Below are 24,110 nucleotides of genomic sequence, written 5' to 3'. Positions count from 1 at the left end.
AACAGTGATGATTCGTTTCATCAGTTGAGTGAGTGTGACTTTTTCATGGCACGATGTACCTTCCTTTCCTAAGTTACTGTCACCGTACCAAATTGTAAGCGGATTCGCAAGAGTCAGACCACAATCTCCCATTTTTTCTACACCTTCCGGCGGATGCGGGGTCGTCGGTCGAGCGGTATGATTAAACCATCTTAGATGATGAGGTGACTGTTATGCGATTACGAAACCTGCTCGTCCCGAGCGCCGTCTTGGCGAGCGTCGGTACGTTCTTATATACCCGATTGAAACGAAGACTGCCTCGTCCGGCCTTCAAAGTCCCGACGGTAAAACCAGACCTCGCCTCGTTCGACGAGACGATGGTCAGTGCCACCTGGGTCGGCCATTCGACCGTGCTCATTCATTGGTACGGCTTGAAAATCTTGACCGACCCGGTATTCTCGAAGCGGATCGGGGTCCACGTCGGGCCGGTCACGTTCGGCATGAAACGCCACACCGCCCCTGCCCTCTCGATCGAGGAAATCGGGCACGTCGACGTCATCCTGCTCAGTCACGCCCATATGGACCACTTCGACCATAAGAGCCTGAAACGACTCATCACCCGCGACACGGTCGTCATCTCGGCCCCGGGCACGAGCAAGCTGTTGCGCAAGTACCCGAGCTTGCAGACGCTCGAGATGCATCCGCACGACAAGTTGACGCTCGCGAACGGGCTGCACGTCCAAGCCATCCCCGTCGCCCACTGGGGCAATCGTTTCCCGTGGGACAAACATATGGGCTATAACGGCTACGTCTTGAAATATAAAGGCGTCCGCATGTTGTTCGCCGGGGATACGGCGTACACCGAGTCATTCAACGGGCTCGCCAACAAAGAACCAATCGACCTCGCCTTCTTCCCGATCGGCGCCTATCAACCGGAGTCGTTCGAGGAAGCGCACTGCACCCCGGAGCAGGCGTGGACGATGTTCAAACAGAGTGGCGCGAAGCGTTTCTTCCCGCTGCATTGGGACACGTTCGTCTTATCGTATGAACCGGTCGAGGAGCCGTATGAGCGCCTCGTCGCCGCTGCCAAACTCGAACGTGACCAAATCGTCATCAAGGCGCACGGCGAAAGCATTCGGCTGTAGCTTTCGCTTTCACTTCTATGCGATTTTCGGTAACGTATGAGTTGAGAGGGAGGGAATCAATATGGAATGGACAACACTCAACAATGATGTGAAACTGCCGATGCTCGGGCTCGGTGTGTACAAAGTGGAAGACGGGGCGGTCACGGTCGATACGGTCAAAGCGGCGCTTGACGCGGGCTATCGATTGATCGACACGGCCGCTATCTATCAGAATGAGGAGAGCGTCGGCCAAGCGATTCGCGAATCCGGCGTCCCGAGGGAAGACATCTTCGTGACGACGAAACTGTGGAACGAGTTCCACGGCTATGACGAGGCGCTCCAAGCGTTCCAAGACAGCCTCGACCGGCTCGGTCTCGAGTACGTCGACTTGTTCTTGATTCACTGGCCGATGCCGCGCTTCGGCAAGTTCGTCGAGACGTATAAGGCGCTCGAACAGTTGTATGAGGAAGGCAAGGTACGGGCCATCGGGGTCTCGAACTTCGAGGTCAGCCACCTCGAGCAGATCATCCAGTCGTGCTCGATCGTCCCGGCGGTGAACCAGGTCGAGATCCACCCATACTTGTCCCAAAAAGAGTTAATCGCGTTCTGCCAACGCTACGATATTCAAATCCAGGCGTGGAGCCCGCTCATGAAAGGGCGCGAGGCGCTCGAGGATCCGGTCATCACCGAGATCGCGGCCGAGCACGGGAAGTCACCGGCTCAGGTCATCCTGCGTTGGCACTTACAGAACGGCGTCGCCGTCATCCCGAAATCGGTCACGCCGAGTCGGATTCGCGAGAATATAGAGGTGTTCGACTTCACGTTGACGAAAGAAGAGATGCACGCGATCGACGGACTCAACCGAAACGAACGGACCGGGTCTGACCCGAACGAGATGCACAAAATCCACTACTGAGGAGAGATTTGACATGTTCAAAAAACTAGCTTCTGATTTGACGGGATTCAGCGATATCGGTGAAGTCATCGACCCGCAAGACTTCGATAAGGCGGATTCGGATGATTACGTCCTCCATGAGGACAACGAGAAGATTTACTTCCTCATCAAGTCGAAATCGGACGAGTATTGCTTCACGAACTTGGCGATGATTCACCTCGACGGGACGAGCGCGATGAGCTCGAAGCGCGTCCTCTATCGCTATCCATACGCCCACTTCCCATTGAACAACGTCATGTTCGAAACGGCCGGCACGGTCGACATGGACGTCGAGATCAAGTTCACCATCGGCGACAAGCCGTATTCGATTGACGTGAACAAGAAACAAATCGAGCATGTGAAAGACTTGTACAAATCGCTCCTCGCCATCGCCGAGAAACAGCGCGAAGGCCGGAAGATGATGGAGTATGCCAACGCGTCGCTCACGCATTCGGTCTCAATCTTGAGCGGGCTGCGTCAAGGGGATATGAACGTCGCCTCGACGTTCAAGGAATTGAACGAGCAGAGCTTCGACTGGCTCAAGGGTCACTATCATGAGTGGAACCGCAAAGACTTCGGTGACGTGTTCGAGAAATACATCAATAACTAACGAAAAATGGCCCGCGATTCAGACGAATCGCGGGCCATTTTCATTTACCTTCATCAATCAACTGTTCGGCGAGCCGTTGAAACAAATGGCTCATATGGACGGCCGAGGCGATGGCGAGCGACTGCTGGATGCCGTTCGTCTCGTTCGTGCGCACATTGGCGAGGAGCGTCTCGGCCTGCGCCTCGAACGCCTGCATGTTCTGCTCTTTCTGGACCTGGTACGCGTCATAGAAGTCCTCGAGCGAGAAGCCCTCGTCCGACTCGTTCAGCGGCCGGAGCGTCTCTTTGATGTCATTGATCGAGAGCAGTCCTTTCATCTCGTAAATCAGGCTGAGCAACATCAAGTGCTCGTTCGTATACTTCTTGTTTCTGACGGGATGGAACAACTTCCCCTTGGCATAGTTGTTAATCATCGTTTTCGTCAAAATCGTCTCGTCGTCACTCCGTTTCATCTTGCCGTAATGTTGCTCGAACAGCTGGATGACTTGGTCCATATATAAGTCGATCGTCGGGAGCACCTGCTTCGGCAGCGTCCCTTCCGTCTCTACAATCTCGTGCGGTTTCATCGAATCACCTCCCCTTCAGTATACGGACAAACCAGATTTGTCGAAACAAAAACCTTGTTGTTTTTAAGTATACAGCTTATCATGTAGTTATCGATACTACATGACGTGATAAGGAGTGTTTTTACATGAATTCGATTTTTCGGGAACCGATTAACGCACTGACCCATTTGGCTGGGGCCGTGCTCGCGTTCATCGCGTTGATTGCGATGACGGTGAAAGCATCAATGCTCGGCGAGCCGCTCGCCATCATGGCCGCGATTTTGTTTGGAATCAGCCTTGTTTTCCTCTACTTGTCGTCCGGTCTGTACCACAGCATCATCGCCTCACCGAACGTCATCGCCTTCTTCCGGAGAATCGATCATGCGATGATTTACGCCTTGATTGCCGGGACGTATGCTCCGCTCACGTTGCTCGCGCTCGAAGGACCGACGCGCTGGGTGCTGTTCGGCACCGTCCACGCACTTGCCTTGTTCGGCATCGTCTTCAAGCTCGTCTGGTTCCACGCCCCGCGCTTCTTGTCGACGGCGCTCTATATCGGCATGGGTTGGTTATCGGTCTTCTTCATCGGACCGCTCCATAACGTCATCGGCAACGCCGGCATCTTCTGGCTCATCCTCGGTGGCGTCATGTACACGATTGGCGGGCTCATCTACGGGTTCAAGCCGAAGTTCGTCAACTGGCGCGGTTGGGGCTTCCACGAGGTGTTCCACTTGTTCATCTTGTTCGGCAGCTTCGCCCACTTCGTCTGCGTGTTCTGGTACGTTTTCTAAGCCTTCCTCGTGAGGGCTTTTTTTCGTGAGCACATTCATTTACTTCGAATTCAAGACATCCTACACTGACTGTAGGAGGGATTGAAAATGAAAATTGAAGTTTGGTCAGACTACGTTTGCCCGTTCTGTTATATCGGCAAGCGCCGTTTAGAAGAAGCGCTCGAACAGTTCCCGCACGCGAACAACGTCGAAGTGGAGTTCAAGAGCTTCGAGCTCGACCCGAACGCCCCGACGACCGACTCGCGCTCGATTTATGAAGTACTCGCCAAGAAATATAGCATGCCGCTCGAGCAGGCGAAAACGACGACGGCACAAGTCGCTGCCCAGGCCCGCACGGTCGGACTCGAGTACGATTTCGACAACATGGTCGTCACGGGCACGCTTGACTCGCACCGATTGACGCACTATGCGAAGACGGTCGGCAAAGAGAAGGCATTGTCAGAAGCGCTCCTCAAGGCGTACTTCGTCGACGCGAAACATATTGGTGACCACGATGTCCTCGTCGAGATCGCGACAAGTGTCGGACTCGATGCCGACGCCGTGAAAGACGTGCTCGCTTCAGACGTATACACAGAAGACGTTCGCGCTGAAGAGAAGCGTGCGAGTGACCTCGGCATCACCGGTGTCCCGTTCTTCGTCTTCGACAATAAATACGGCGTCTCTGGCGCGCAACCGACCGAGGCGTTCACGCAAGTGCTCGAGAAGACGTGGGCCGAATCGGCACCGACGCTTCAAGTGCTCTCGGGCGGTGCGACGTGCACGGACGACAACTGCGATATCTGACGTTACAGAATAAAAGCAAAGCATTCGCCCATACTTGGACGAATGCTTTTTTGATTCAATTTACTTGTTCAAATCCTTTACCATATTATCAAATGAAATTGCCTCGGAATGCTTCTGGTGCACGCTCATCGCTTCACTATAAAGTTTTAAGTCGTGCTCATCCTCGATTCGTTTCAAGACAGCATCGCGAAAGAGAGTCGAGAGGGACAGGTTGTTAGACCTCGCATACCCTCTTATGAGGCGCTCATCCTCCTCATTGAGTCGTACAGATATCATTCCCATACGATTAACCTCCTTTATACACATTGTATTACGAATTGAAATATTGATGTAGTCAGCTCAAATCCCGGCTTCTTTTTTGTAGCTTTCTAAATCGTTCTGAAGGATAATTATTATTACCTAATAAGAATCGAGGACTGAACCATATGTGGAAAAATCGCAACGTCTGGATCATCTTGACCGGGGAGTTCGTCGCCGGTCTCGGGCTTTGGCTCGGCATCATCGGCAACTTGGAGTTCATGCAGGAGAAAGTGCCGTCTGACTTCGTCAAGGCGCTCATCCTCGCCGGCGGATTACTCGCCGGGGTCGCCATCGGGCCGCTCGCCGGCCGTCTCACCGACCAAGGCTCGAAAAAGAAAATCATGCTCATCTCAAGTATCGTCCGTGCACTGAGCGTCCTGTTCATGTTCGTCGCCATCGAGACGGGAAGCGTGCTGTGGATGGTCGTCTTCCTCGTCTTCCTGCAAGGGTCGGCCGCGTTCTACTTCCCGGCACTCCAGGCCGCCATCCCCCTTATCGTCAAGGAACGGGAGCTGCTCGCCTTGAACGGGGTGCATATGAACGTGTCGACGCTGTCGAGGGTCATCGGGACAGCCATCGCCGGGATCTTACTCACACTCATCTCGCTACGAGACGTGTACGCACTCTCACTCGTTGCCTATCTGCTCCTTGCCGTGGCGACGTGGTTCTTGAAGATTGATGAGACGGTCGTTCCGTCCGCGAAGAAAGTCGACAAGTCGTCCGGGGGCTTCAAGGACGTCTTCCCGATCATCAAGTCGATTCCGGTCATCTTTATGACGCTCGTCATGACGCTCATCCCGCTCCTCTTCATCGGCGGCTTCAACTTGCTCGTCATCAACATTAGCGAGTTGCAGGATTCGACGGCGATTAAAGGATGGATTTACACGGCCGAAGGGATTGCCTTCATGGCCGGTGCGTTCCTCATCAAACGGATCGGCGAAAAGTTCTCGGTGTTCTCGATTTTGTTCACGTTCTCGTTCTTGATCGGGGTCGCCCAGCTCATGCTCTACTTCGCCGACATCCCGGCCGTCTCGATCGCCGCGTTCGTCTTGTTCGGCTTCTCGGTCGGCTGCTTCTTCCCGACGGCGGTGACGATTTTCCAGACACGGATGCCGAAAGACTATCACGGACGTTTCTTCTCGTTCCGGAACATGCTCGACCGGATCGTCTTCCAAGTCGTGTTGCTCGTCACCGGCTTCTTCCTCGACTTGATCGGCTTGCAGCTCATGGTCGTCTTGTTCGGGATCAGCTCGATTCTCATGACGGGTGCGTTCCTCGTCTACACGCGCAAACACAAACTTCATATCGAGACGGATGAGGCCGAACGCCTCTCTTCGTAAAAACAAGCGGTGACCGAGTCGGTCATCGCTTGTTCGTGTCTTCGATTTCACGCCACCACTCACTCGTGTCGTTTCGTCCATCGAGCGTGATGCGCTCCCCGATTTTCGGGGTGAGCACGTCTTCGCGCGGCAAGAGTCCCACCATCTGTTCGGCCGGGTCGAACCAGGCGTGGAACGATAACGTGAACGCGCCCCAATGAATCGGGAGCATCTTGTCGGCCCGAACGTCACGGAACGCCTGTGCCGTCTCACTCGGTTGCATGTGCACGTCCGGCCAACGCTCATCGTATTGCCCGCACTCGAGCGCCGCGAAGTCGAACGGTCCGTACGTGTCGCCGATTTCTCTGAAGTGTGGCCCATACCCGCCGTCCCCGCTGAAGAACAGGCGGTCCGTCTCGCCGAGGACGACCCATGAAGCCCAGAGCGTCGCGTTGCGGTCGGTAAGCGAGCGGCCCGAGAAGTGCCGCGCCGGCATACAGACGAACGTCCATGGACCAAAGTTGTACGTCTCGCCCCAATCGCGTTCGACGATTCGTTCCGCCCCAACACCCCACCGTTTCAAGTGGCTGCCGACGCCGAGCGGGACGATGAAGACCGCAACTTTGTCTTTGATTGCTTGAATCGTCGCATAATCTAAATGGTCGTAATGGTCGTGCGTGAGCAAGACGACATCGATATCCGGTAAGTCGTCGAGTTCGAACGGCAAGTCCTCGCTGAACCGCTCGTTCTTCGCGAACGGAAGCGGCGATGGGCTACGGCCGAACATCGGGTCGACGAGCATCGTCTTGCCGTCCATTTGGACGAGCATCGCCGAGTGCCCGAGCCAATAGATGCGCGTGAAGCTCGAGCCGAGTTTCTCGCTGAAGTCGATCGGGACGACCGGTAAGCGCTCGCTCGGTTTCCGGAGCGAGTCCGGATTCAAATATTCCTTGGACATCGAGATCATGTCGTCCGATGAGAATCGCATCGGCGTGTCGAGCTGATTCCGGAACTTGCCGTTCACGAGGTTTGGCGACCGGAGCGCCTTCGGCTTTTGTCCGAGCGGTTTATATTGGGTGAGTACCGTCCCCGTTACAGCCGCTAGGCCCATCAATGAAAATAATAGTGTCTTCTTCAATCTCATCCACTCCTCTACGCTTTCATTATACGCCACGAGCGCCGATTCCCCTGTTTTTCGAATACAGAAAAGACGGCACTGGGCCGTCTTAAGACTCTTGTAAAATCTTGATGTCGCTGACGATGTCCTCAATCGGCACGTCTTGGAATCCTTGATACGCTTTGATGATTTTCCCGTCCTGATCGACGAGATAGAACCACGTCGCATGGTCGACTTGCGTGCCTTCCGACGGTTTTCGGACGAGCGCTTTGAAGTTCTGTTGCGCGAACGCCTCAATCTCTTCTTGCGAATAGCCCGTCAAGAACTGCCAATCGGCCTGTGCTAAGTCGTAATCAGACATGAACGCTTGAATCTTGTCCGGCGTATCGACGGTCGGGTCGACGCTGAACGACACGAACTGGACATCTTCGACGCCTTCCTCGACGAGCGCTTCATTAAGCTTCGTCATGTTGTACGTCATCGGCGGGCAGACCGTCTCACAGCTCGTGAAGACGAAGTCGGCCATCCAGACTTTCCCTTTCAAATCATCGAGACTGACTTGCTCTCCCTCTTGGTTCATATAGTCGAACGACTCAATCTCCCAATTGAGCGGGTCTTCAATCTCCTGGCCGCATGCGGCGAGCACCGCCATCAGGCTAATCAATCCGATGAGCATCCATTTCTTCACACGTTCCATCTCCTTCGTTGTCAGTTGCGTCTCACGCGCCAGACGAGGAGCGTGATCAAAGTAAATGCCGTCAAGGCAAGGAACGGAATCGTCACGAACCCGAACCAATTGATGTATTGCACGTTGCACGGTACGCCTTGGACGCACGGCTTGATATCGGCGAAACCTGGTACTTTTTGAACCAAATAATGGTACAGTGAAATCAGACCTCCGATGATGGAGAGCGGCAATACATATTTCTTCACCGCCCGGTCGTCCGTGAACACGGCGACCCCAAGCAAGATGACGAGCGGATACATAAAGATGCGTTGAATCCAGCAGAGCTCACATGGCACGAACTCGCGAATCTCGCTGAAATAAAGACTGCCGAGCGTCGCCGTGAGGGCGACGAGCCAAGCGAGATACAGACCATAACGGGTCAAGAATGACTGCTTCATGGCGTGCCTTGCTCAATCAATCGTTCAATCGTCTCGTAGTCGAACGGATCCTCGAGCATGACGCCGTTAATCATGATTGACGGTGTGAACTGGACACCGTGCTCTTTGACGAGCCCGTCATCGAGACTCACCTGTTCGAGCACCGTCGAGTTCTCACTCAAATCGTCCTCGAGCTTCGCCACATCGACCGATGTCGTCTCGCTCGCAATCTCTGTCAACCGCTCGACCGTGACCCATGCCTCGTCGTGCTGCTGACTCGCCGGTTGCGCGTCGTAAAGCGCCTTATGGAAATCCCAGAACGCGTCCGGGTCTTGTTTATACACCGACTCAGACGCGAGCGATGCCAAAATCGACTCTTGTCCGTGGAACAGCACGTTGATGTAGCTGAAACTGATTTTGCCTGTGTCGATATAGTCTTCTTCCAACTTCGGATAGACCGTCTCGCCCCACTGTTTACAAGACGGGCATTTGTAATCGCCGAACTCGACGACCGAGACGGGTGCGTCCGCATCACCGAGCGTCGGCTGGCCTTCCGTCGACACGTGTTCTGTCGTCGCCGGTGCCGCTGTCTCGGCTTGTTCGGTCGGTTGATTCATCAGGACGACCACGACGGCCACGAGGGCGACCGCGAGCAGTGTCGCGATGACCAATAGTTTATTCTGTTTCAATCGTCTCACCTCTATTTGTATCGATTCGTCTTTCATTATAACGAAAGCGCTATCTGTTTCCACGAAATCGACCTTGTTTTTTCTCAACTTTGCTTCATGTCACAAAAAAGATGACGATGAACAAAGTGGATGTTGTTATTGTAGGAGGAATTTGTTTATGAAATCGTTTTCGATGCGCCTCGGTCTCATCTTGGCGCTCAGCATCGCCACGCTCGTCTTTTTGCTCACCATCACGTTGACGTACATGACGAGTCAACGTTCCGCCGCCTCGCTCGAAGCGGAAATCGGGGAACGGTTGTCGATGACGTCGCACCAGCTCGTCGACAAGCTCGACTTTTACATGTGGTCGCGCTATCAAGAAGTCCAATTGCTACAAGGGCTCGACGCCTTGAACGACCCTGCTTCGAGCCGGGCGCTTCTCGACCAGGTCCAGACGAACATCCCTGCTTTCTCATGGATGGGCGTGACCGACGCATCAGGGAATGTCGTCGCGTCGACGAACGGGATTTTAGAAGGCGCTTCGATTGGCGAACGTCCCGTGTTTCTAAATGCACAGCAAGAGCCGTTCATCGGTGATGTGCATGAAGCTGTATTGCTCGCCGAACTGTTGCCGAACCCTAGCGGCGAACCGCTCCAGTTCGTCGACATCAGCGTCCCGCTCGTCCGCGACGGCGCCTTCCAAGGTGTGCTAGCGACCCACCTCAGTTGGGAATGGGGCAAGGAAGTGCTCCGCCACTTCAATCGGACGCTCCATCATCAATCCGACTACACCGACTTGTTCGTCGTCAGCGGACGCGACAACACGGTGTTGCTCGGACCAGATCATCTCATCGGCAAGCCGCTCCCGACGTCATTGAAGGAAGGCTGGCACGTCGACACATGGCAGGACGGAACGTCTTATCTGACCGGTGTCGCCACCGGCGAAGGGTATGAAGATTACGCCGGTCTCGGTTGGAGCGTCGTCGTTCGCCAGCCGACCGAGGTCGCATTCGCCCCGGTCATCGAACTTGAGAATAAAATCTTATGGATTGGTCTCATCGCCTCGCTCGTCACGTCCACGCTAGGATGGTTCCTCGCCTCGATTGTGACTCGACCGCTACAACGCATCACCGAGACGGCCGCTCTCATGAAACAAGGGAAAGCGAAGACGTTCCCGCACCAGTCGGGCATCCATGAAATCGAAACGCTCGCATTCGCCCTCGAGTCACTTGTCACGTCGCTCACCGAGTCCGAGTCGGAACGTGTCCATTACGAGTCACTCGCCAACCGTGACGTCTTGACCGGACTCGCCAATCGGACGGCGCTCCGTCACTATTTGAACGAAGCCCAGGCGACGAAGAACGAATACGTCTGTTTCTATATCGACCTCGACGGCTTCAAAGCCGTCAACGACACGTATGGCCACGCCACGGGTGATGTCGTCTTGATTGAGATCGCCGAACGATTGAAACGTGTGACGCTCGACGGTGCCTATCCGGTCCGGTTGAGCGGTGACGAGTTCTTCCTCTTGTTCGAACGGAATGGACAGAGCGAACAAGCGATCACACAGATTGGACAAGACCTCATCGCCTCCCTGTCCGAACCGATTGTCATCGAAGACGGGTCGACAAGCGTCGGGGCAAGTATCGGCGCCTCGCTCTGGCAGACAGAAACGGTGCCACACGCCGCAATCGAACGGGCCGACCAAGCGCTATACCGTTCGAAAGCGAACGGGAAACATCAAATCACGCTCGATGAAACGCTCATCGCATAAGCAAAGGTCCATGCCGCTCGGCATGGACCTTTCTGTATTACGCTTCGAACAACAATTGTTCTGGATCTTCAATCATGTCTTTAATGTGCTTGAGGAACGTCACGGCCTCACGACCATCGACGATGCGGTGGTCATACGAGAGCGCCACGTACATCATCGGACGGTTCTCCATCGTGTCCGCGTCGATGGCGATCGGACGGAGTTGGATTGAGTGCATCCCGAGGATGGCGACTTGTGGGCCGTTCAAGATCGGTGTCGACAAGAGTGAGCCGAAGACGCCACCGTTCGTGATTGTGAACGTACCACCTGTAAGGTCGCTCAACCCGAGCTTGTTGTTGCGGGCTTTATCGGCGAGGTGCAAGATATCCTTCTCGATCTCACCGAAGTTTTTGCGATCCGCTTCGCGGACGACCGGGACGACGAGGCCGTCCGGAGCCGACACGGCGATGCCGATGTCATAGTATTTCTTCAAGACGATCTCATTGCCTTGAATCTCAGCGTTCAAGTACGGCATCCGTTTGAGTGCCGCGACGGCTGCCTTCGTGAAGAACGACATGAAACCGAGTTTGACGTCATTGTCTTTGATGAACTTCTCTTGGCGACGTTTACGGAGCGCCATGACAGCCGACATATCGATTTCGTTGAACGTTGTGAGCATCGCCGCTGTCTGTTGCACTTCGACGAGGCGGTTGGCAATCGTTTGACGACGGCGCGTCATCTTGATGCGCTCCTCTTCTTTGCCGCTCGCCGCCGGTTGCGGTGCCGCTGCCGGTGCTTTCGGTGCTTGTGGCGCCGGTGCCGGTGCCGGTTTCGACTCGTGGCTCGTCACGTCATGGACGTTGATGCGGCCAATCGGGTCGTTCGTTTGGATGGCTGACAAGTCGATGCCTTTCTCACGGGCCAACTTACGGGCCGCCGGTGTCGCAATCGGTCCTTTGCCAGGGCTCGCGACGTGCTCTTCACGGCGCTCGACTTTCTTCGATTCCCCGACCGCTTCGACTTTCGTCTCGGCTGGTGCTGGAGCCGTCTCAGCAGGTGCTTCTGTCTTTGTCTTCGTCGCGACGGCCGTGCCGCCACCCGATCCTGAGCTGAGGCGAGCGATCACTTGTCCGACTTGGACCGTGTCCCCTTCGGCCGCCAATTGCTCGTCGAGCGTGCCCGACTCATCGGCCGGCACCTCGATGTTGACTTTGTCCGTCTCGAGTTCGACGATGGCTTCCCCTTTTTCGACGTGGTCGCCTGGCTGTTTGAGCCAAGACGCGACCGTTCCTTCCGTAATGGACTCTGCTAATTCCGGTACTTTAATTTCGATCACAATGAGTTCCCCCTTAACTTATTTACGATCTTTTTGGTATGTGCTCGTTCCGGCAGCAGCCGAGACGGCGTCACGTGAAATGGCTTCACGGATGATGCGTGCTTGCTCTTGTTTATGGGCTGTCGGGTTTCCTTCAGCCGGGCTCGAACGACGGCGACGGCCAACGTAGCGAACGTTTAGACGGTTCGATGTGACCGCTTCGAGACGTGGCTCAATGTACGTCCATGCCCCCATGTTCTTCGGTTCTTCTTGAACCCAGACAATCTCTTTCGCGTTCGGATAGCGGCTGATCAATTCGCGGATCTCACGGACCGGGAACGGATAGATTTCTTCGACGCGGATGATGTGCAGGAAGTCGAGTGACTCCTCTGACTTCATCGTCGCTTCTTGCAAATCGATCGCCATCTTCCCTGAACAGAAGACGAGACGTTCGACTTGCTCCGGATTCTCACCGAGACCGACTTGCTCGATGATCGGGCGGAAGCTGTTGTCTGACAGTTCATCGACCGATGAGGCTGCAAGCGGATGACGGAGCAGGCTCTTCGGTGTCATGATGATCATCGGACGGACTTGTTCCGTGCCGAGCATCTTCGCCTGACGACGCAAGATGTGGAAGTACTGCGCGGCCGTCGACAAGTTCGCGACCGTCCAGTTTTTCTCTCCGGCGAGCGTCAAGTAACGCTCCATACGGGCGCTCGAGTGCTCTGGCCCTTGGCCTTCATAGCCGTGCGGCAACAGCATGACGAGACCTGACTTCTGTCCCCATTTGGCGCGACCGGCCGAGATGAACTGGTCGAACATGACCTGGGCCGAGTTGGCGAAGTCGCCGTACTGGGCTTCCCAAAGCACGAGTGTATCTTGGGCAAACACGTTATAGCCGTATTCGAAACCGAGCACCGAGCCTTCTGAGAGCGGGCTGTTGTGGACCGAGAACGAGGCGTTCGCCGTCGACAAGTGATGGAGCGGCGAGAACTTCTTGCCTGTCTCGACATCGTTCAACATGATGTTACGTTGCGCGAACGTACCGCGCTCCGAATCTTGACCGCTCAAGCGGATTGGTGTGCCATCCGAGATAATCGAGGCGTACGCGAGCGTCTCGGCATGGCCCCAGTCGACTTTCCCGTTGTCCGCGAACGCGTCGCGGCGACGGTCGAGCACTTTTTGTAGCTTATGGAACACGCCAAAGCCTTCCGGCCAGACGAGCAATTCATCATTCAATTGCTGGAGCACGTCACGTTCGACGCCTGTCTCGACGAACGGGAAGCCTTTGTGGACCGCGTCCGGCAAGATGATGTCGGCATCTTCTTCTTCGGCCGGGACGAGGTCGCGGGCCGATTTGAGGCGGTCTTCAATCGATTGCTCGATCGTCGCTTTGTCTTCTTTCGACATGACGCCTTCCGCTTCGAGCACGTCCGCATAGACGTGACGGACCGATTGGTGTTCTTTGATGGCCTTATAGAGCACCGGGTTCGTGTTCATCGGCTCATCCATCTCGTTGTGACCGTAGCGGCGGTAACCGACGAGGTCGACGAGGATGTCTTTATGGAACTTGGCGCGATATTCGCTGCACAGTTTGGCGACAGCGACACACGCTTCCGGATCGTCCGCATTGACGTGGAACACTGGAATCTCATAGCCTTTGGCGATATCGCTCGCGTAGCGTGTCGAGCGCGAGTCGCTCGGGTCGGTCGTGAAGCCGATCGTGTTGTTGGCGATGACGTGGACCGTCCCGGCTGTCCGATAGCCTTTCAAATTCGTCATGTTGAGCGTCTCCGCGACGATGCCTTGACCTGGGAACGCGGCGTCCCCGTGAATCAAAATCGATGCCGCTTTGTCGTCATGTTGGACGGCCATCCCTTTTTCTGAGCGGTCGTCTTGCGCGGCGCGCGTATAGCCTTCGACGACCGAACCGACGAACTCGAGGTGACTCGGGTTGTTGGCGAGGTTCAAACGGACCTCTTTCTTCTCTTCTAACACTTTGCGGTCGAGACCGAGGTGATATTTCACGTCGCCGGACCAACCGAAGTTGATGCCAATCGATCCTTCCGACGGGATCAATTCTTTATTCGGGGCGTGCTGGAACTCGGCGAAAATCATTTCATACGGTTTGCCGAGCACGTGCGCGAGCACATTCAAGCGGCCGCGGTGGGCCATCCCGATGTTGATATGTTCTGACCCGCTCGAGATCAGTCCGCCGACCATGGCATCAAGGAGGGGCACCATCGCGTCGAGCCCTTCAATCGAGAAGCGTTTTTGGCCGACGTATGTCTTATGAAGGAACGACTCGAACAATTCCGTCTCGGCGAGGCGTTGGAACAACTCGATTTTCTCGTTCTTCGAGTATTTCGCTTTGAGTGCACCTTGCTCGATGCGGCGGCGAATCCAGCGCTTCTCTTCCATGTCATCCAAGTGACGGAGCTCGATCGCGACCGTGCCCGTATAGACGTCAAGCAAGTGACGCACGAGCTCGAGCGCGTTCGCGCCCGGCTTCGGCACGTCTTCCGACAACAAGTGGGCCGGGACTTGCTCGAGGTCCGCCTCACTCAACCCGTAACGGTCAAACGCAAATAAGCCGTGCTCGCGCGGGTGGTCTTTGAGCGGATAGATGTCGGCCGCTTTATGGCCGAGTGCCCGGATATCATTGACCAACCGTGTCGCTGCCACGACTTTCTCTAAATCAAACGATGCAGCCGGCGCGACAGGTGCGCTCGCTTCCGGTGCCCCGTGTTCGTCAAAGTATTGACGCGTCTCCGCATCGACTGATTCTGGGTCTTCCACATACTGCTCGTACAATTCAACGATGTAGCCTAAGTTTGGACCATAAAATGCTTGCACTTGTTCGCGACCGTTCGACGACTCTCCCATTGAATAAATCCCCCTATCCGTTCCTGTGCGTCCGATGTGTGAACGCTTTCATTTTAACATTAAGCACGAAGCAGTTCATCCTTCTGATTCGTCCTGCAAAAAGAGCCAAATCTTGCCTCTTTCTCTCCTCTCCATACTACACCTTTCCATATGGAAAGACCCATTCAAATTCACAATTCGTCCATACTATTTCGATAAGTTTTCCTTATCAATAAATTGTGAAATCACGCTTTTGTTTCAAACATTTCAAAAATAGGTGAAACCTTGTTTCAATCTGCCCCGTATAATACGGTAATCCAGTTGGAAAATACTCTCAACGAAAGCAAGGTGACCCTATGTTATCCGTACAAAACGTACACAAGAAAATGGGACAGACGAACGTCCTGACGAACGTCAGCTTCGACGTCACCCCTGGAGAAATCTTCGGATTCCTCGGACCGAACGGCGCTGGGAAAACGACGACGATCCGCATCATCACCGGCCTTATGCCGGCAACGCGTGGAACCGTCACCGTCGACGGGTTCGACGTCTCGACAGATCGCCAACAAGCGCTCAGTCGCATCGGAGCCATCGTCGAGAACCCGGCCTTCTACCCATATTTGACGGGCCGCGAGAATTTGATTCACGCGATGAACTTGATTCCCGGCATAAAGAAAGTCGACTTGAACGCGCTCGGCGCTCTCGTCGGACTCGAGACGAAGCTCGATATGAAAGTGAAACAATACTCGCTCGGGATGAAGCAGCGCCTCGGGATTGCCCGTGCCTTGCTCCATAATCCAAAAGTCTTGATTCTCGACGAACCGACGAACGGGCTCGATCCGGCCGGCATCGCCGATTTGCGCAACTACTTACGGCATTTGGCCGACCATCGCGGCATCGCTATCCTCATCTCGAGTCACTTGTTGAGCGAGATGGAGCTGATTACCGACCGGTTCGCTATCATCGACCAAGGACAAATCAAGTCGATTCAAGGCGACGGCGAAGCGAAGACGGAGAGCGTCATCCTCTGCAAAGTTGACCGCAAACAGATGAACGAAGCGCTCGATGTCGTCGCGCACGCGTTCGATGACGTGAAAATCATTCAACAGTCGGCCGAGACGTTCATCGTCCCGCGCCCGGAAACAGATATCCCCCACTTATTGAAACATCTTGTCGACCGTGACATCGCCGTCTATCAAATCGGCATGAAGCACGAGACGCTTGAGGAGCAGTTCTTGAAAGTGACGAAGAAAGAAGGAGGCACGAACAATGCGTTCATTACTAGCCAATGAATTTATGAAGTGGCGGCGCACGATTAAACCGTTGATCGCGCTCGGCATGTATACGGGGATCATCATCTTGACGTACTTCATCGTCCGGAGCGGTGATAATCCAGGTGACGCGGAAACGTTCGTCAACTATGCGACGATGGCCGCTATGACGTTCCTCGGAATTTTCACGATCGTGTTCACGGCCGAGATGATTGGGAACGAGTTAAAATTTGATACGTTGAAGCACTTGCTCATGAGCCCATACTCGCGCGACCGGATTTTACTCTCGAAGCTCGTCGCCGCGCTCTTGATCATGCTCGTCCAGTTCGTGTTCATCCTTGCCGTCACATATGGCTTCGCCTGGACACTCGACGGCGCGTTGACGTTTGAGCAGTTCCGCAACATCTTACTGAGTGTCTCGAGCGGCGTGTTCGTCATTTTCTTGACGCTCATGTTCTCGGTCGTCTTTAAGTCTGTCGGTGTCGTCATCGGGTTCACCGTGCTCGCGAACTTCCTCTCGACGATGATTGGTGGACTCCTCATCACGTGGAAACCGGACATCGCCAAGTGGATCGTCTTCTTGCATACAGACCTATCGATTTATTACCAGAGCCCTGGCTTCATGGAAACGATGGACGTGACGATTTGGTTCTCGGCGTTCTATGTGTTGATTCATATCGTCGCGTTCTACGTCATCACGGCGTTCGTGTTCCGGAGCAAAACGTTCGCGGAATGACGATTAACGTCGTCAACGGAGTGGTACCTCATAAAGTGAGACTCACTTTTGAATGGAGGGACCACGATGTCAAAGACGGCGTTACTCATCATCGATATGTTCAATGATTTCGACTTTGTCGGCGGGGAGGACCTACTTCGAAACACGGAGCCGATTGTCGACCCGATTTTGAAACTGAAACGACATTTCAAGGCGAACGACTTGCCGGTCATCTATTGCAACGACAACTTCGGACAATGGAAAGATAGCACTGAGGACATCATCCGTCACGTCGAGTCCTCGAAAGGCAGCGCCATCGCTGAACGGATCGCACCGGAAGAGAAAGAGTATTTCATCATCAAGCCAAGGCATTCGACGTTTTACGGGACGCAGCTCGACATCTTGTTGCGGCAGCTCGACGTCACGTCACTCGTCCTGACCGGTGTCGCCTCGGACATCTGTATCTTGTTCTCAGCGAACGACGGCTATATGCGCGAGTATGAGCTTCACGTCCCGCGCGACAGTGTCGCAGCTGAAACAGACAAACGAAATGACAGCGCCTTAATCGTCATCCATGAGGCGCTCGGCATTCCGATTGACGATGCCGAGACTTATATCGATCAGCAAAACGTGTGACAAAAGCCTCTGATTGTTGGACACAGAATCCCAACATTTCAGAGGCTTTTTCGTTTTGTTTTCAGCTATGCTAAAAGTATGAAGAAACCATGAAGGATGTGACAACATGTATCTCATCATTGGATTATCGTTACTCGTTTGTTTGCTCGCCCTCGTCTTTACCATCATGGTCGGACTAGGAAAAGACAAATCGGACTACAGCCAGAAGAAGAGTTGGTCGATGGTGTCGTGGACATATATCGTCCTCTTCCCGATCTCATTCTTGGCGCTCGGCCTGTTATACTATTTCATTACCCGATGAGCTCATGCATCGGGATTTTTTTATTTGACCGCGACGGTGATCCCAATCGGATAATGGCGCGTCCCCCGCTTCGGTTCGACGAGCACGCCCCGCTGGTAATAGAACTCGGTCGATGTGAACGGGGTGAACAGCGCCTCGAACTCGACCTCGGTGAACTGATGGACATGGAACGGCTCATTCGTCGGTTGCCCGACCCCTTGACCGAACGGTGTCGACAACACCAAAATCCCGCCTGGTTTCAATAAGTCCCACACGTTCGTCATGAACGCCTCATAGTCGGTGACATGCTCAATCGTCTCGAAGCTGACGATGCAATCGAACGTCCCGAGTTTGTCCGGCAACGTCCGGTCGACGACATCGCCGACGATATAGTCGACGTTCGGGTGGTGATAGCGCCCTTTCGCATAGCGCGTCGCTTCTTCCGACAAGTCGACGGCGACGACCTCGGTCACCGTCCCCTTCAAGTTCTTCGCAATCAATTGACTGCCATACCCGCTCCCGCTCGCAAAATCGAGGACACGCCCGTTCATATATAACAGGGCGAAATGGTAACGTGCGATATGTTCGAGCAACAAGCCGTTCAGCGGGTCCATGCGATCTGGGATGACCCGTTCTCCCGTATAATCTAATGTCATAAATTCTCCTTTGGAAAGTTACTCTGCTTTCATCTTAGTCCTCCTAGGGCGCGACGACCACAAAAAAAGAGAAAAGATTGTCTCCAACCTTTTCTCTCTTCATTATTGGTCTTGCTTGAAGCGGAGTAAATCCGAATAGATGAGCTGGTCGTTCATCTCAAGGATTTTGTTCGCTTCTTCTTCAAGTGGCGTACACGCCTCACCGTCTTCTGCGACTTCGCCCGTCTTGGCATCATAACACATTGACTGCGTGAACAGATGGTCTTGCGTCACGACCGTACCATCACGGAAGATGGCGCGGTCATAATGCTCTTTCGAGAACAAGTCATTCCCAAATCCGACCTGCTCCGACGTGTCGATTCCGAGCAAGTGCTGAATCGTCGGGTTCATGTCAACATGACTCCCGATCGTCTCGTGCACTTCACCTTTGTCTTGTCCCGGCAAGTGAATCGCGAACGGGACCGCTTGGAGCTTGGCGACGTCGAATGGCGTCAACTCGTCCTTGCCGAGCAAATCAGCCATCGCGGCGTTATGGTTCGTCGAGATGCCATAATGGTCACCGTAGACGACGAAAATCGTGTCATCCCATGTACCGTTCGCCTTCAACTCATCGATGAACAAGCCGAGCGCATAGTCCTGATAGGCGAGCGCTTGCGGGAAGTTGTTGAGCGTCGTCGAATTCGTCTCGAATTTCGGGACGAGCTCGTGCTTCTCGCTCGGCATCGTGTACGGGAAGTGGTTCGTGAGCGTGATGAACTTCGCGTAATACGGTTCCGGCAGTTCTTCGAGCATCGGGATTGACTGCATGAAGAACTCATCGTCGAGCAGACCCCACTCCGTCATATCCTCAGGGTTGCCGAGGTCATAGCTGGCTTCGTCAAAGAACTTGTCGACACCGATGTTTTGATACATCTGGTCGCGGTTCCAGAACGATTTATTGTTGGCATGGAACACGGCCGAGTAATAGTTGTCATCTTTGATGACCTCCGGTAACGCATTGTATTCGTTATCGGCGTTCGTGAAGTAGACGCCGCCACGCGACAGACCGTAGAGCGAGTTATCGAGAGCGAACTCGGCATCTGATGTCTTCCCTTGACCGGTCGTATGGTAATAGTTCGGCCAGTAGTGGGACTCTTCAATCAGTTTGTTCAAGTTCGGCGTGATGTACTCGCCGTTCGATGCTTTCATGTTGTGCGTGAAGTTTTGGGCAGACTCGAACGAGACGACGATGACGTTCTTGCCTTTATACTTCCCGAACATCTCCGGGTCCGGAGCCGCATAGTTCTGACGTGTGAAGTTCTCGACTTCATCCAGTTCAGAACCGTCCGCGAGCGCCTTCTGGGCCGATGTCTTCGTTTGAAGCATGGCATCATAGACGTGGAAGTTGAACGTACCTAAGTTTTTCACCAACAGCTCTCGGTCGAACGAGCGCGTGAGTAACTCTGGACGCTCTGTTTCGGCGAGGACGAGGTTGAACCCGAACATCGCTGCGGCTGCCGTGAACGTGATCAAGACGCGACGCTGTGACGCCTGGCTCGTCTCGTTCATCTTCCATAATAGGAATGGAAGTACGACGAGGTCACCTAACAAGAGCAAGTCTTTCCATTCGAGAAGTGACAGGAATGACGACGAGAGCGTCTCCATGTTCGACGACTGGAACAAGACCGGCACGGTCAAGAAGTCTGTGAACTCACGGTAGTATGTCGTATCCGCGAACAAGATGAGCGACGAGACGAGATATAGGCTGTATAGCGCCCACTTCCGCTTATTCCCCCCGAAGAAGAAGCTGAACGCGAACAGGAACAACGTGAAGCTGAGCGGGTTGATGATCAAGATGAATGCCTGGACCGCGTTCTCGGCCGGCATGTTGAAGAAGAACTGATACGCGATCAGTGACTTCGTCCATAACAGGATGGTGAACATCCAGAACAGACGGTGCGTCTTGAACGAGTCGAGCGCCGCCTGGCGGAATCGGTCCATCCTTCCTTTCGGTTGATTCGTGTGATTCATGTAAACACTCCTTATATGCAATTCAATTCAATTCTTAGTTAATGGTTCATTCTCTTTTAGACGTATACCCTGTATTTTAACGTTCCCTTGAACTCAATTCAACTAATTGACGTTTACAACTATACATAAACTTAACAAATCGATTGCAATGTTTACACAAAAAAGACTACCGAGTCGCCTCGGTAGCCGATTAGGAGTGATTCGCTCACCCGATGATATCCATCCAAATTTTTACTGTGCTCGCTAAAATGAGTAGCGCTAAAATCATCTGCAGTGACTTCGTCTTCATGTTTTTCCCGACGTTCGCGCCGAGCGGTGCGGCAATCAAACTGGCGATAATCATGATGACGGCCGGTTCCCATACGATTTGGTCGGTGATGATTTTTCCTGCAGTCGAGCCGATGGACGAGATGAACGTGATGGCGAGCGAACTCGCGATTGCCATCTTCGTCGGAATCCGAAGCACGACGAGCATGATTGGCATCAAGATGAACGCACCCGCCGCTCCGACAATCCCAGCTGCCACCCCGACAATGAACGCCGAGCTCGCCGCAATCAGTTTATTGAATATGACTTGGTCGAGCGGAACGTCCTCGACGTTCTTCTTCGGTAAGAACATCATGATTGTCGCGATTGTCGCGAGCATGGCGTAGACGACGTTAATCAAGTTCTCCGACAATAGCGTCGAGCCGTAACCTCCGATGAAACTTCCGATTAAGACGGCGACACCCATATATAAGATGAGCTGTTTGTTCAAGTAGCCACCTTTCCGATACGCATATATCCCACCAATCGTTGCGAAGAAGACTTGAATCGCACTAATCCCGGAAACCTCATGGGCGCTGAACGCCGCAAATCCGAGAAGCGGCGGAATATACAACAGCATCGGATATTTAATAATCGATCCACCAATCCCGACCATCCCCGAAATAAACGACCCGATAAAGCCGATTAAAAAGATGGTGATAATAAATCCAAATTCCATATTAACTCCTCCAATTCCCTATCCTCTATATAAGTAAGTTTTATTGTTGTTCCCAGGCGATCATGCCGCCTGAGACGTCATAAATCTCCGTATAGCCACGTTCTTGCAACAGCTTTGCCGCTTGGGCACTCCGGTTCCCGCTCCGACAGATGACAAAAATCGGTTCGTCTTTCGAATAAGGCAATTCGGTTGTATTTAATGATGAAAGTGGTGCATTCACCGCTCCTTCAATATGCCCCCCCTCGTATTCAGTCGATTCTCGGACGTCCAACAAGGTTATTTCTTCGTTTTCCAATCTGTTTTGTAGTGTTTCGACGTCGATTTTTGCAATTCCACTCTCATTTGACGTAAAAAGAACGATTCCGACCGTCGCCAACACTAAAATCGATACAATCATCATGATTTTCTTCAATTTTTGACCTCCGATTCTTTTTCTTGCATTCAGTATACCTCAGGGGGTATATTAAAAACAACGAAAGAAACTTACTTCAAAAATTCTTGAACCACAAAGGAGATTTATCACTCATGAAAACTATTTCGACGACTGAATTAGAAACGTTGCTTCAAGCTGACGAGTCACTCAACTTGATTGATGTGCGCGAGACAGACGAATTTGCAGGCGGCCACATCAAGCAAGCGAAAAACGTTCCCCTCTCTGAATTCGGTGCAAAAGTCGATGAACTCGATCGTTCGAAACCGATTCACGTCATCTGTGCGGCAGGCGGACGGAGCATGAACGCTTCGGCTTACCTCGATTCACTCGGCTTCGATGTCGTCAACGTCGATGGCGGCATGATGAGCTGGACAGGCGAAACGGTCTAACACTCTTCTATATATACAGTCAAAAAAATCACAATCGTTCACAGTCAACTATTCTTAGGGGGTATGTCACATGTTATTACGTTATTTCTATGATCAAAAATTAGCACAAGCATCTTATATGGTCGGTTGCCAAATGACCGGCGAAGCCGTCGTCATCGACCCGGCCCGTAACATCACACCGTATCTTCAAGAAGCTGCAAAAGAAGGCATGAAGATCGTCGCGACGGCTGAGACGCACATCCACGCCGACTTCGTATCAGGTTCACTCGAGCTTGCGAAACGCACCGGTTCAACAGCTTACCTCTCAGACGAAGGTGACGCGTCATGGAAATATGCATTCGCGAAAGACATCGATTCAAAACTCGTCAAAGATGGTGACACGTTCAAAGTCGGTAACGTCACACTCGAAGTCATGCATACACCAGGTCACACGCCAGAACATATCTCGTTCTTGCTTTACGACCGGAACCAAACACAACCGATGGGTATCTTCACAGGCGACTTCGTCTTCGTCGGCGATATCGGTCGTCCTGACCTGCTCGAAGAAGCAGCCGGTGTAAAAGGAACGACAGCTATCGGTGCCGAGCAAATGTTCAACTCGCTCAAGAAGTTCAAAGCGCTTCCTGACTTCGTTCAAGTCTGGCCGGGCCACGGTGCCGGCAGTGCCTGTGGGAAAGCGCTCGGCGCCATCCCGACATCAACAGTCGGTTACGAGAAAGCGACGAACTGGGCACTTCAAATGACTGATCAAGATGCGTTCATCAAAGAGTTGACGACGGATCAACCAGAACCGCCGAACTACTTCGCGATGATGAAGAAAGTAAACAAAGAAGGCATCCAAATGACGAACATGATTGCTCGTCCCGAAGTCGTCGGCACGGACCGCCTCGACACGCTCGTCGAAGAGACTCAAGTCGTCGATACACGTAAAGGGGAAGAATTCGCCAAAGGACACGTCCCGGGCACCATCAACATCCCATACAACACGAAATTCGTCTCATGGGCCGGCTGGCTCGTCAACTTCGACAAAGACATCACACTCATCGCGAGCGCGGAAGACGTCGAACAAGTGCAGACGGACCTTCAATCGATCGGCCTCGACCGACTCCGCTTCATCGTCCCAGTCGAAGAGCTCGGTCAAGAGCTGTTGACGGAAACGTACACGGACGTGACAGCGGAACAAGCGATCGAATCAGCTGAAAAAGGTGACGTCTTCGTCCTCGACGTCCGGAATGCGACGGAATGGAACGCGAGCCACTACGAGAAAGCCGAACGTATCCTCCTCGGTAAATTGGCACGCGACCACGAAGGTCTCCCGACAGACCAAACGATTGCTGTCCACTGTGCGTCAGGCGTCCGTTCACGGATGGCTGCTAGCGTGCTTCAATCACTCGGCTACAAGGATATCCAAAACATCCTCGGTGGTTACGGTGCGATGAAGACGGTCCTCAATGCAGCGCAAATCGGCTAATGCTATACTACAAACAAAGAAAGCGCCCACTCGTCTGGGCGCTTTTTCTCTAGGAGGG

At 53.5% G+C, this 24,110-nt stretch carries 25 protein-coding genes; 13 read left to right on the top strand and 12 right to left on the bottom strand.

What is annotated here, in order from left to right; all coding sequences use genetic code 11:
• Positions 1-212 precede the first annotated feature (212 nt).
• The 3 genes from KNO58_RS06860 (at position 213) to KNO58_RS06850 (ending at position 2,647) form a co-directional block, all read left to right on the top strand.
• Positions 213-1,124: an MBL fold metallo-hydrolase gene (locus KNO58_RS06860; protein ID WP_214752513.1), complete on the top strand. Its 912-nt coding sequence runs from the start codon at positions 213-215 to the stop codon at positions 1,122-1,124.
• A gap of 61 nt (positions 1,125-1,185) precedes the next feature.
• Positions 1,186-2,019, top strand: coding sequence for an aldo/keto reductase (locus KNO58_RS06855; RefSeq protein WP_214752511.1), 834 nt, complete (start codon positions 1,186-1,188; stop codon positions 2,017-2,019).
• A gap of 13 nt (positions 2,020-2,032) precedes the next feature.
• Complete coding sequence (locus tag KNO58_RS06850; protein ID WP_214752509.1) at positions 2,033-2,647, top strand: PH domain-containing protein; 615 nt, start codon at positions 2,033-2,035, stop codon at positions 2,645-2,647.
• 40 nt (positions 2,648-2,687) lie between these two features.
• Here the strand turns inward: KNO58_RS06850 and KNO58_RS06845 are convergent, their stop codons facing one another.
• Entirely contained in the window at positions 2,688-3,212 is a 525-nt protein-coding gene (locus KNO58_RS06845; protein ID WP_214752507.1) for a DUF1836 domain-containing protein, read from the bottom strand.
• Between the two features lie 125 nt (positions 3,213-3,337).
• Between KNO58_RS06845 and trhA the strand changes: the two genes are divergently transcribed.
• Positions 3,338-3,982: a PAQR family membrane homeostasis protein TrhA gene (gene trhA / locus KNO58_RS06840; RefSeq protein WP_214752504.1), complete on the top strand. Its 645-nt coding sequence runs from the start codon at positions 3,338-3,340 to the stop codon at positions 3,980-3,982.
• 87 nt (positions 3,983-4,069) lie between these two features.
• Complete coding sequence (locus KNO58_RS06835; protein ID WP_214752502.1) at positions 4,070-4,765, top strand: DsbA family oxidoreductase; 696 nt, start codon at positions 4,070-4,072, stop codon at positions 4,763-4,765.
• Between the two features lie 60 nt (positions 4,766-4,825).
• Here the strand turns inward: KNO58_RS06835 and relB are convergent, their stop codons facing one another.
• The gene (relB, locus tag KNO58_RS06830; protein WP_214752500.1) at positions 4,826-5,047 is read right to left on the bottom strand and encodes a type II toxin-antitoxin system RelB family antitoxin; all 222 of its coding nucleotides are present in this window, start codon (positions 5,045-5,047) and stop codon (positions 4,826-4,828) included.
• 143 nt (positions 5,048-5,190) lie between these two features.
• Here relB and KNO58_RS06825 point away from each other — a divergent pair, with 143 nt between their 5' ends.
• A complete protein-coding gene (locus KNO58_RS06825; RefSeq protein ID WP_214752498.1) occupies positions 5,191-6,405 on the top strand; it encodes an MFS transporter in 1,215 nt (404 codons plus the stop codon).
• Between the two features lie 22 nt (positions 6,406-6,427).
• On the opposite strand, the gene KNO58_RS06820 is transcribed toward KNO58_RS06825, so the two are convergent.
• From KNO58_RS06820 to KNO58_RS06805, 4 genes are all read right to left on the bottom strand, one after another.
• Entirely contained in the window at positions 6,428-7,528 is a 1,101-nt protein-coding gene (locus KNO58_RS06820) for an MBL fold metallo-hydrolase (RefSeq protein ID WP_251026134.1), read from the bottom strand.
• Positions 7,529-7,610: 82 nt separating this feature from the next.
• Entirely contained in the window at positions 7,611-8,198 is a 588-nt protein-coding gene (locus KNO58_RS06815) for an SCO family protein (RefSeq protein WP_214752496.1), read from the bottom strand.
• 11 nt (positions 8,199-8,209) lie between these two features.
• The gene (locus KNO58_RS06810; RefSeq protein ID WP_114166344.1) at positions 8,210-8,626 is read right to left on the bottom strand and encodes a disulfide oxidoreductase; all 417 of its coding nucleotides are present in this window, start codon (positions 8,624-8,626) and stop codon (positions 8,210-8,212) included.
• A complete protein-coding gene (locus KNO58_RS06805) occupies positions 8,623-9,294 on the bottom strand; it encodes a DsbA family protein (protein ID WP_214752494.1) in 672 nt (223 codons plus the stop codon). Before KNO58_RS06805 ends, KNO58_RS06810 begins: the two co-directional genes overlap by 4 nt.
• 157 nt (positions 9,295-9,451) lie before the next feature.
• Between KNO58_RS06805 and KNO58_RS06800 the strand changes: the two genes are divergently transcribed.
• A complete protein-coding gene (locus KNO58_RS06800; RefSeq protein WP_214752492.1) occupies positions 9,452-11,047 on the top strand; it encodes a diguanylate cyclase domain-containing protein in 1,596 nt (531 codons plus the stop codon).
• 37 nt (positions 11,048-11,084) lie between these two features.
• Here KNO58_RS06800 and odhB read toward each other — a convergent pair whose 3' ends face one another.
• Positions 11,085-12,362 carry a 2-oxoglutarate dehydrogenase complex dihydrolipoyllysine-residue succinyltransferase gene (odhB, locus tag KNO58_RS06795; protein ID WP_214752490.1) on the bottom strand — a complete coding sequence of 426 codons (1,278 nt, stop codon included), beginning with the start codon at positions 12,360-12,362 and terminating at the stop codon, positions 11,085-11,087.
• 18 nt (positions 12,363-12,380) lie between these two features.
• Entirely contained in the window at positions 12,381-15,227 is a 2,847-nt protein-coding gene (locus KNO58_RS06790) for a 2-oxoglutarate dehydrogenase E1 component (protein ID WP_214752488.1), read from the bottom strand.
• Between the two features lie 335 nt (positions 15,228-15,562).
• Between KNO58_RS06790 and KNO58_RS06785 the strand changes: the two genes are divergently transcribed.
• From KNO58_RS06785 to KNO58_RS06770, 4 genes are all read left to right on the top strand, one after another.
• Entirely contained in the window at positions 15,563-16,498 is a 936-nt protein-coding gene (locus KNO58_RS06785) for an ABC transporter ATP-binding protein (protein WP_214752486.1), read from the top strand.
• The gene (locus KNO58_RS06780; RefSeq protein ID WP_214752484.1) at positions 16,476-17,213 is read left to right on the top strand and encodes an ABC transporter permease; all 738 of its coding nucleotides are present in this window, start codon (positions 16,476-16,478) and stop codon (positions 17,211-17,213) included. The genes KNO58_RS06785 and KNO58_RS06780 overlap by 23 nt, the downstream gene beginning before the upstream one ends.
• A 66-nt stretch (positions 17,214-17,279) precedes the next feature.
• Complete coding sequence (locus KNO58_RS06775) at positions 17,280-17,828, top strand: cysteine hydrolase family protein (protein ID WP_214752482.1); 549 nt, start codon at positions 17,280-17,282, stop codon at positions 17,826-17,828.
• Between the two features lie 106 nt (positions 17,829-17,934).
• On the top strand, positions 17,935-18,129 hold the full coding sequence (locus KNO58_RS06770) for a hypothetical protein (RefSeq protein WP_214752480.1): 195 nt from the start codon (positions 17,935-17,937) through the stop codon (positions 18,127-18,129).
• Between the two features lie 20 nt (positions 18,130-18,149).
• Here KNO58_RS06770 and KNO58_RS06765 read toward each other — a convergent pair whose 3' ends face one another.
• The 4 genes from KNO58_RS06765 to KNO58_RS06750 form a co-directional block, all read right to left on the bottom strand.
• Positions 18,150-18,764, bottom strand: a complete 615-nt coding sequence (locus KNO58_RS06765) for a class I SAM-dependent methyltransferase (protein WP_214752477.1) — start codon at positions 18,762-18,764, stop codon at positions 18,150-18,152.
• Between the two features lie 102 nt (positions 18,765-18,866).
• A complete protein-coding gene (locus tag KNO58_RS06760; protein WP_214752475.1) occupies positions 18,867-20,774 on the bottom strand; it encodes an LTA synthase family protein in 1,908 nt (635 codons plus the stop codon).
• Between the two features lie 205 nt (positions 20,775-20,979).
• Positions 20,980-21,759, bottom strand: a complete 780-nt coding sequence (locus tag KNO58_RS06755) for a sulfite exporter TauE/SafE family protein (RefSeq protein WP_214752473.1) — start codon at positions 21,757-21,759, stop codon at positions 20,980-20,982.
• A 40-nt stretch (positions 21,760-21,799) separates the two neighbouring features.
• On the bottom strand, positions 21,800-22,171 hold the full coding sequence (locus tag KNO58_RS06750) for a rhodanese-like domain-containing protein (RefSeq protein ID WP_251026133.1): 372 nt from the start codon (positions 22,169-22,171) through the stop codon (positions 21,800-21,802).
• Between the two features lie 113 nt (positions 22,172-22,284).
• On the opposite strand from KNO58_RS06750, the gene KNO58_RS06745 reads away from it, so the two are divergent.
• Positions 22,285-22,581, top strand: coding sequence for a rhodanese-like domain-containing protein (locus KNO58_RS06745; RefSeq protein ID WP_214752471.1), 297 nt, complete (start codon positions 22,285-22,287; stop codon positions 22,579-22,581).
• Positions 22,582-22,651: 70 nt separating this feature from the next.
• A complete protein-coding gene (locus tag KNO58_RS06740; RefSeq protein WP_214752460.1) occupies positions 22,652-24,052 on the top strand; it encodes an MBL fold metallo-hydrolase in 1,401 nt (466 codons plus the stop codon).
• Positions 24,053-24,110: the final 58 nt, after the last annotated feature.

Origin of the sequence: Exiguobacterium sp. J17977, assembly GCF_018616375.1 — a bacterium.
Taxonomy (GTDB): domain Bacteria; phylum Bacillota; class Bacilli; order Exiguobacteriales; family Exiguobacteriaceae; genus Exiguobacterium; species Exiguobacterium mexicanum.
This window is presented reverse-complemented; position numbering and strand designations above follow the sequence as displayed.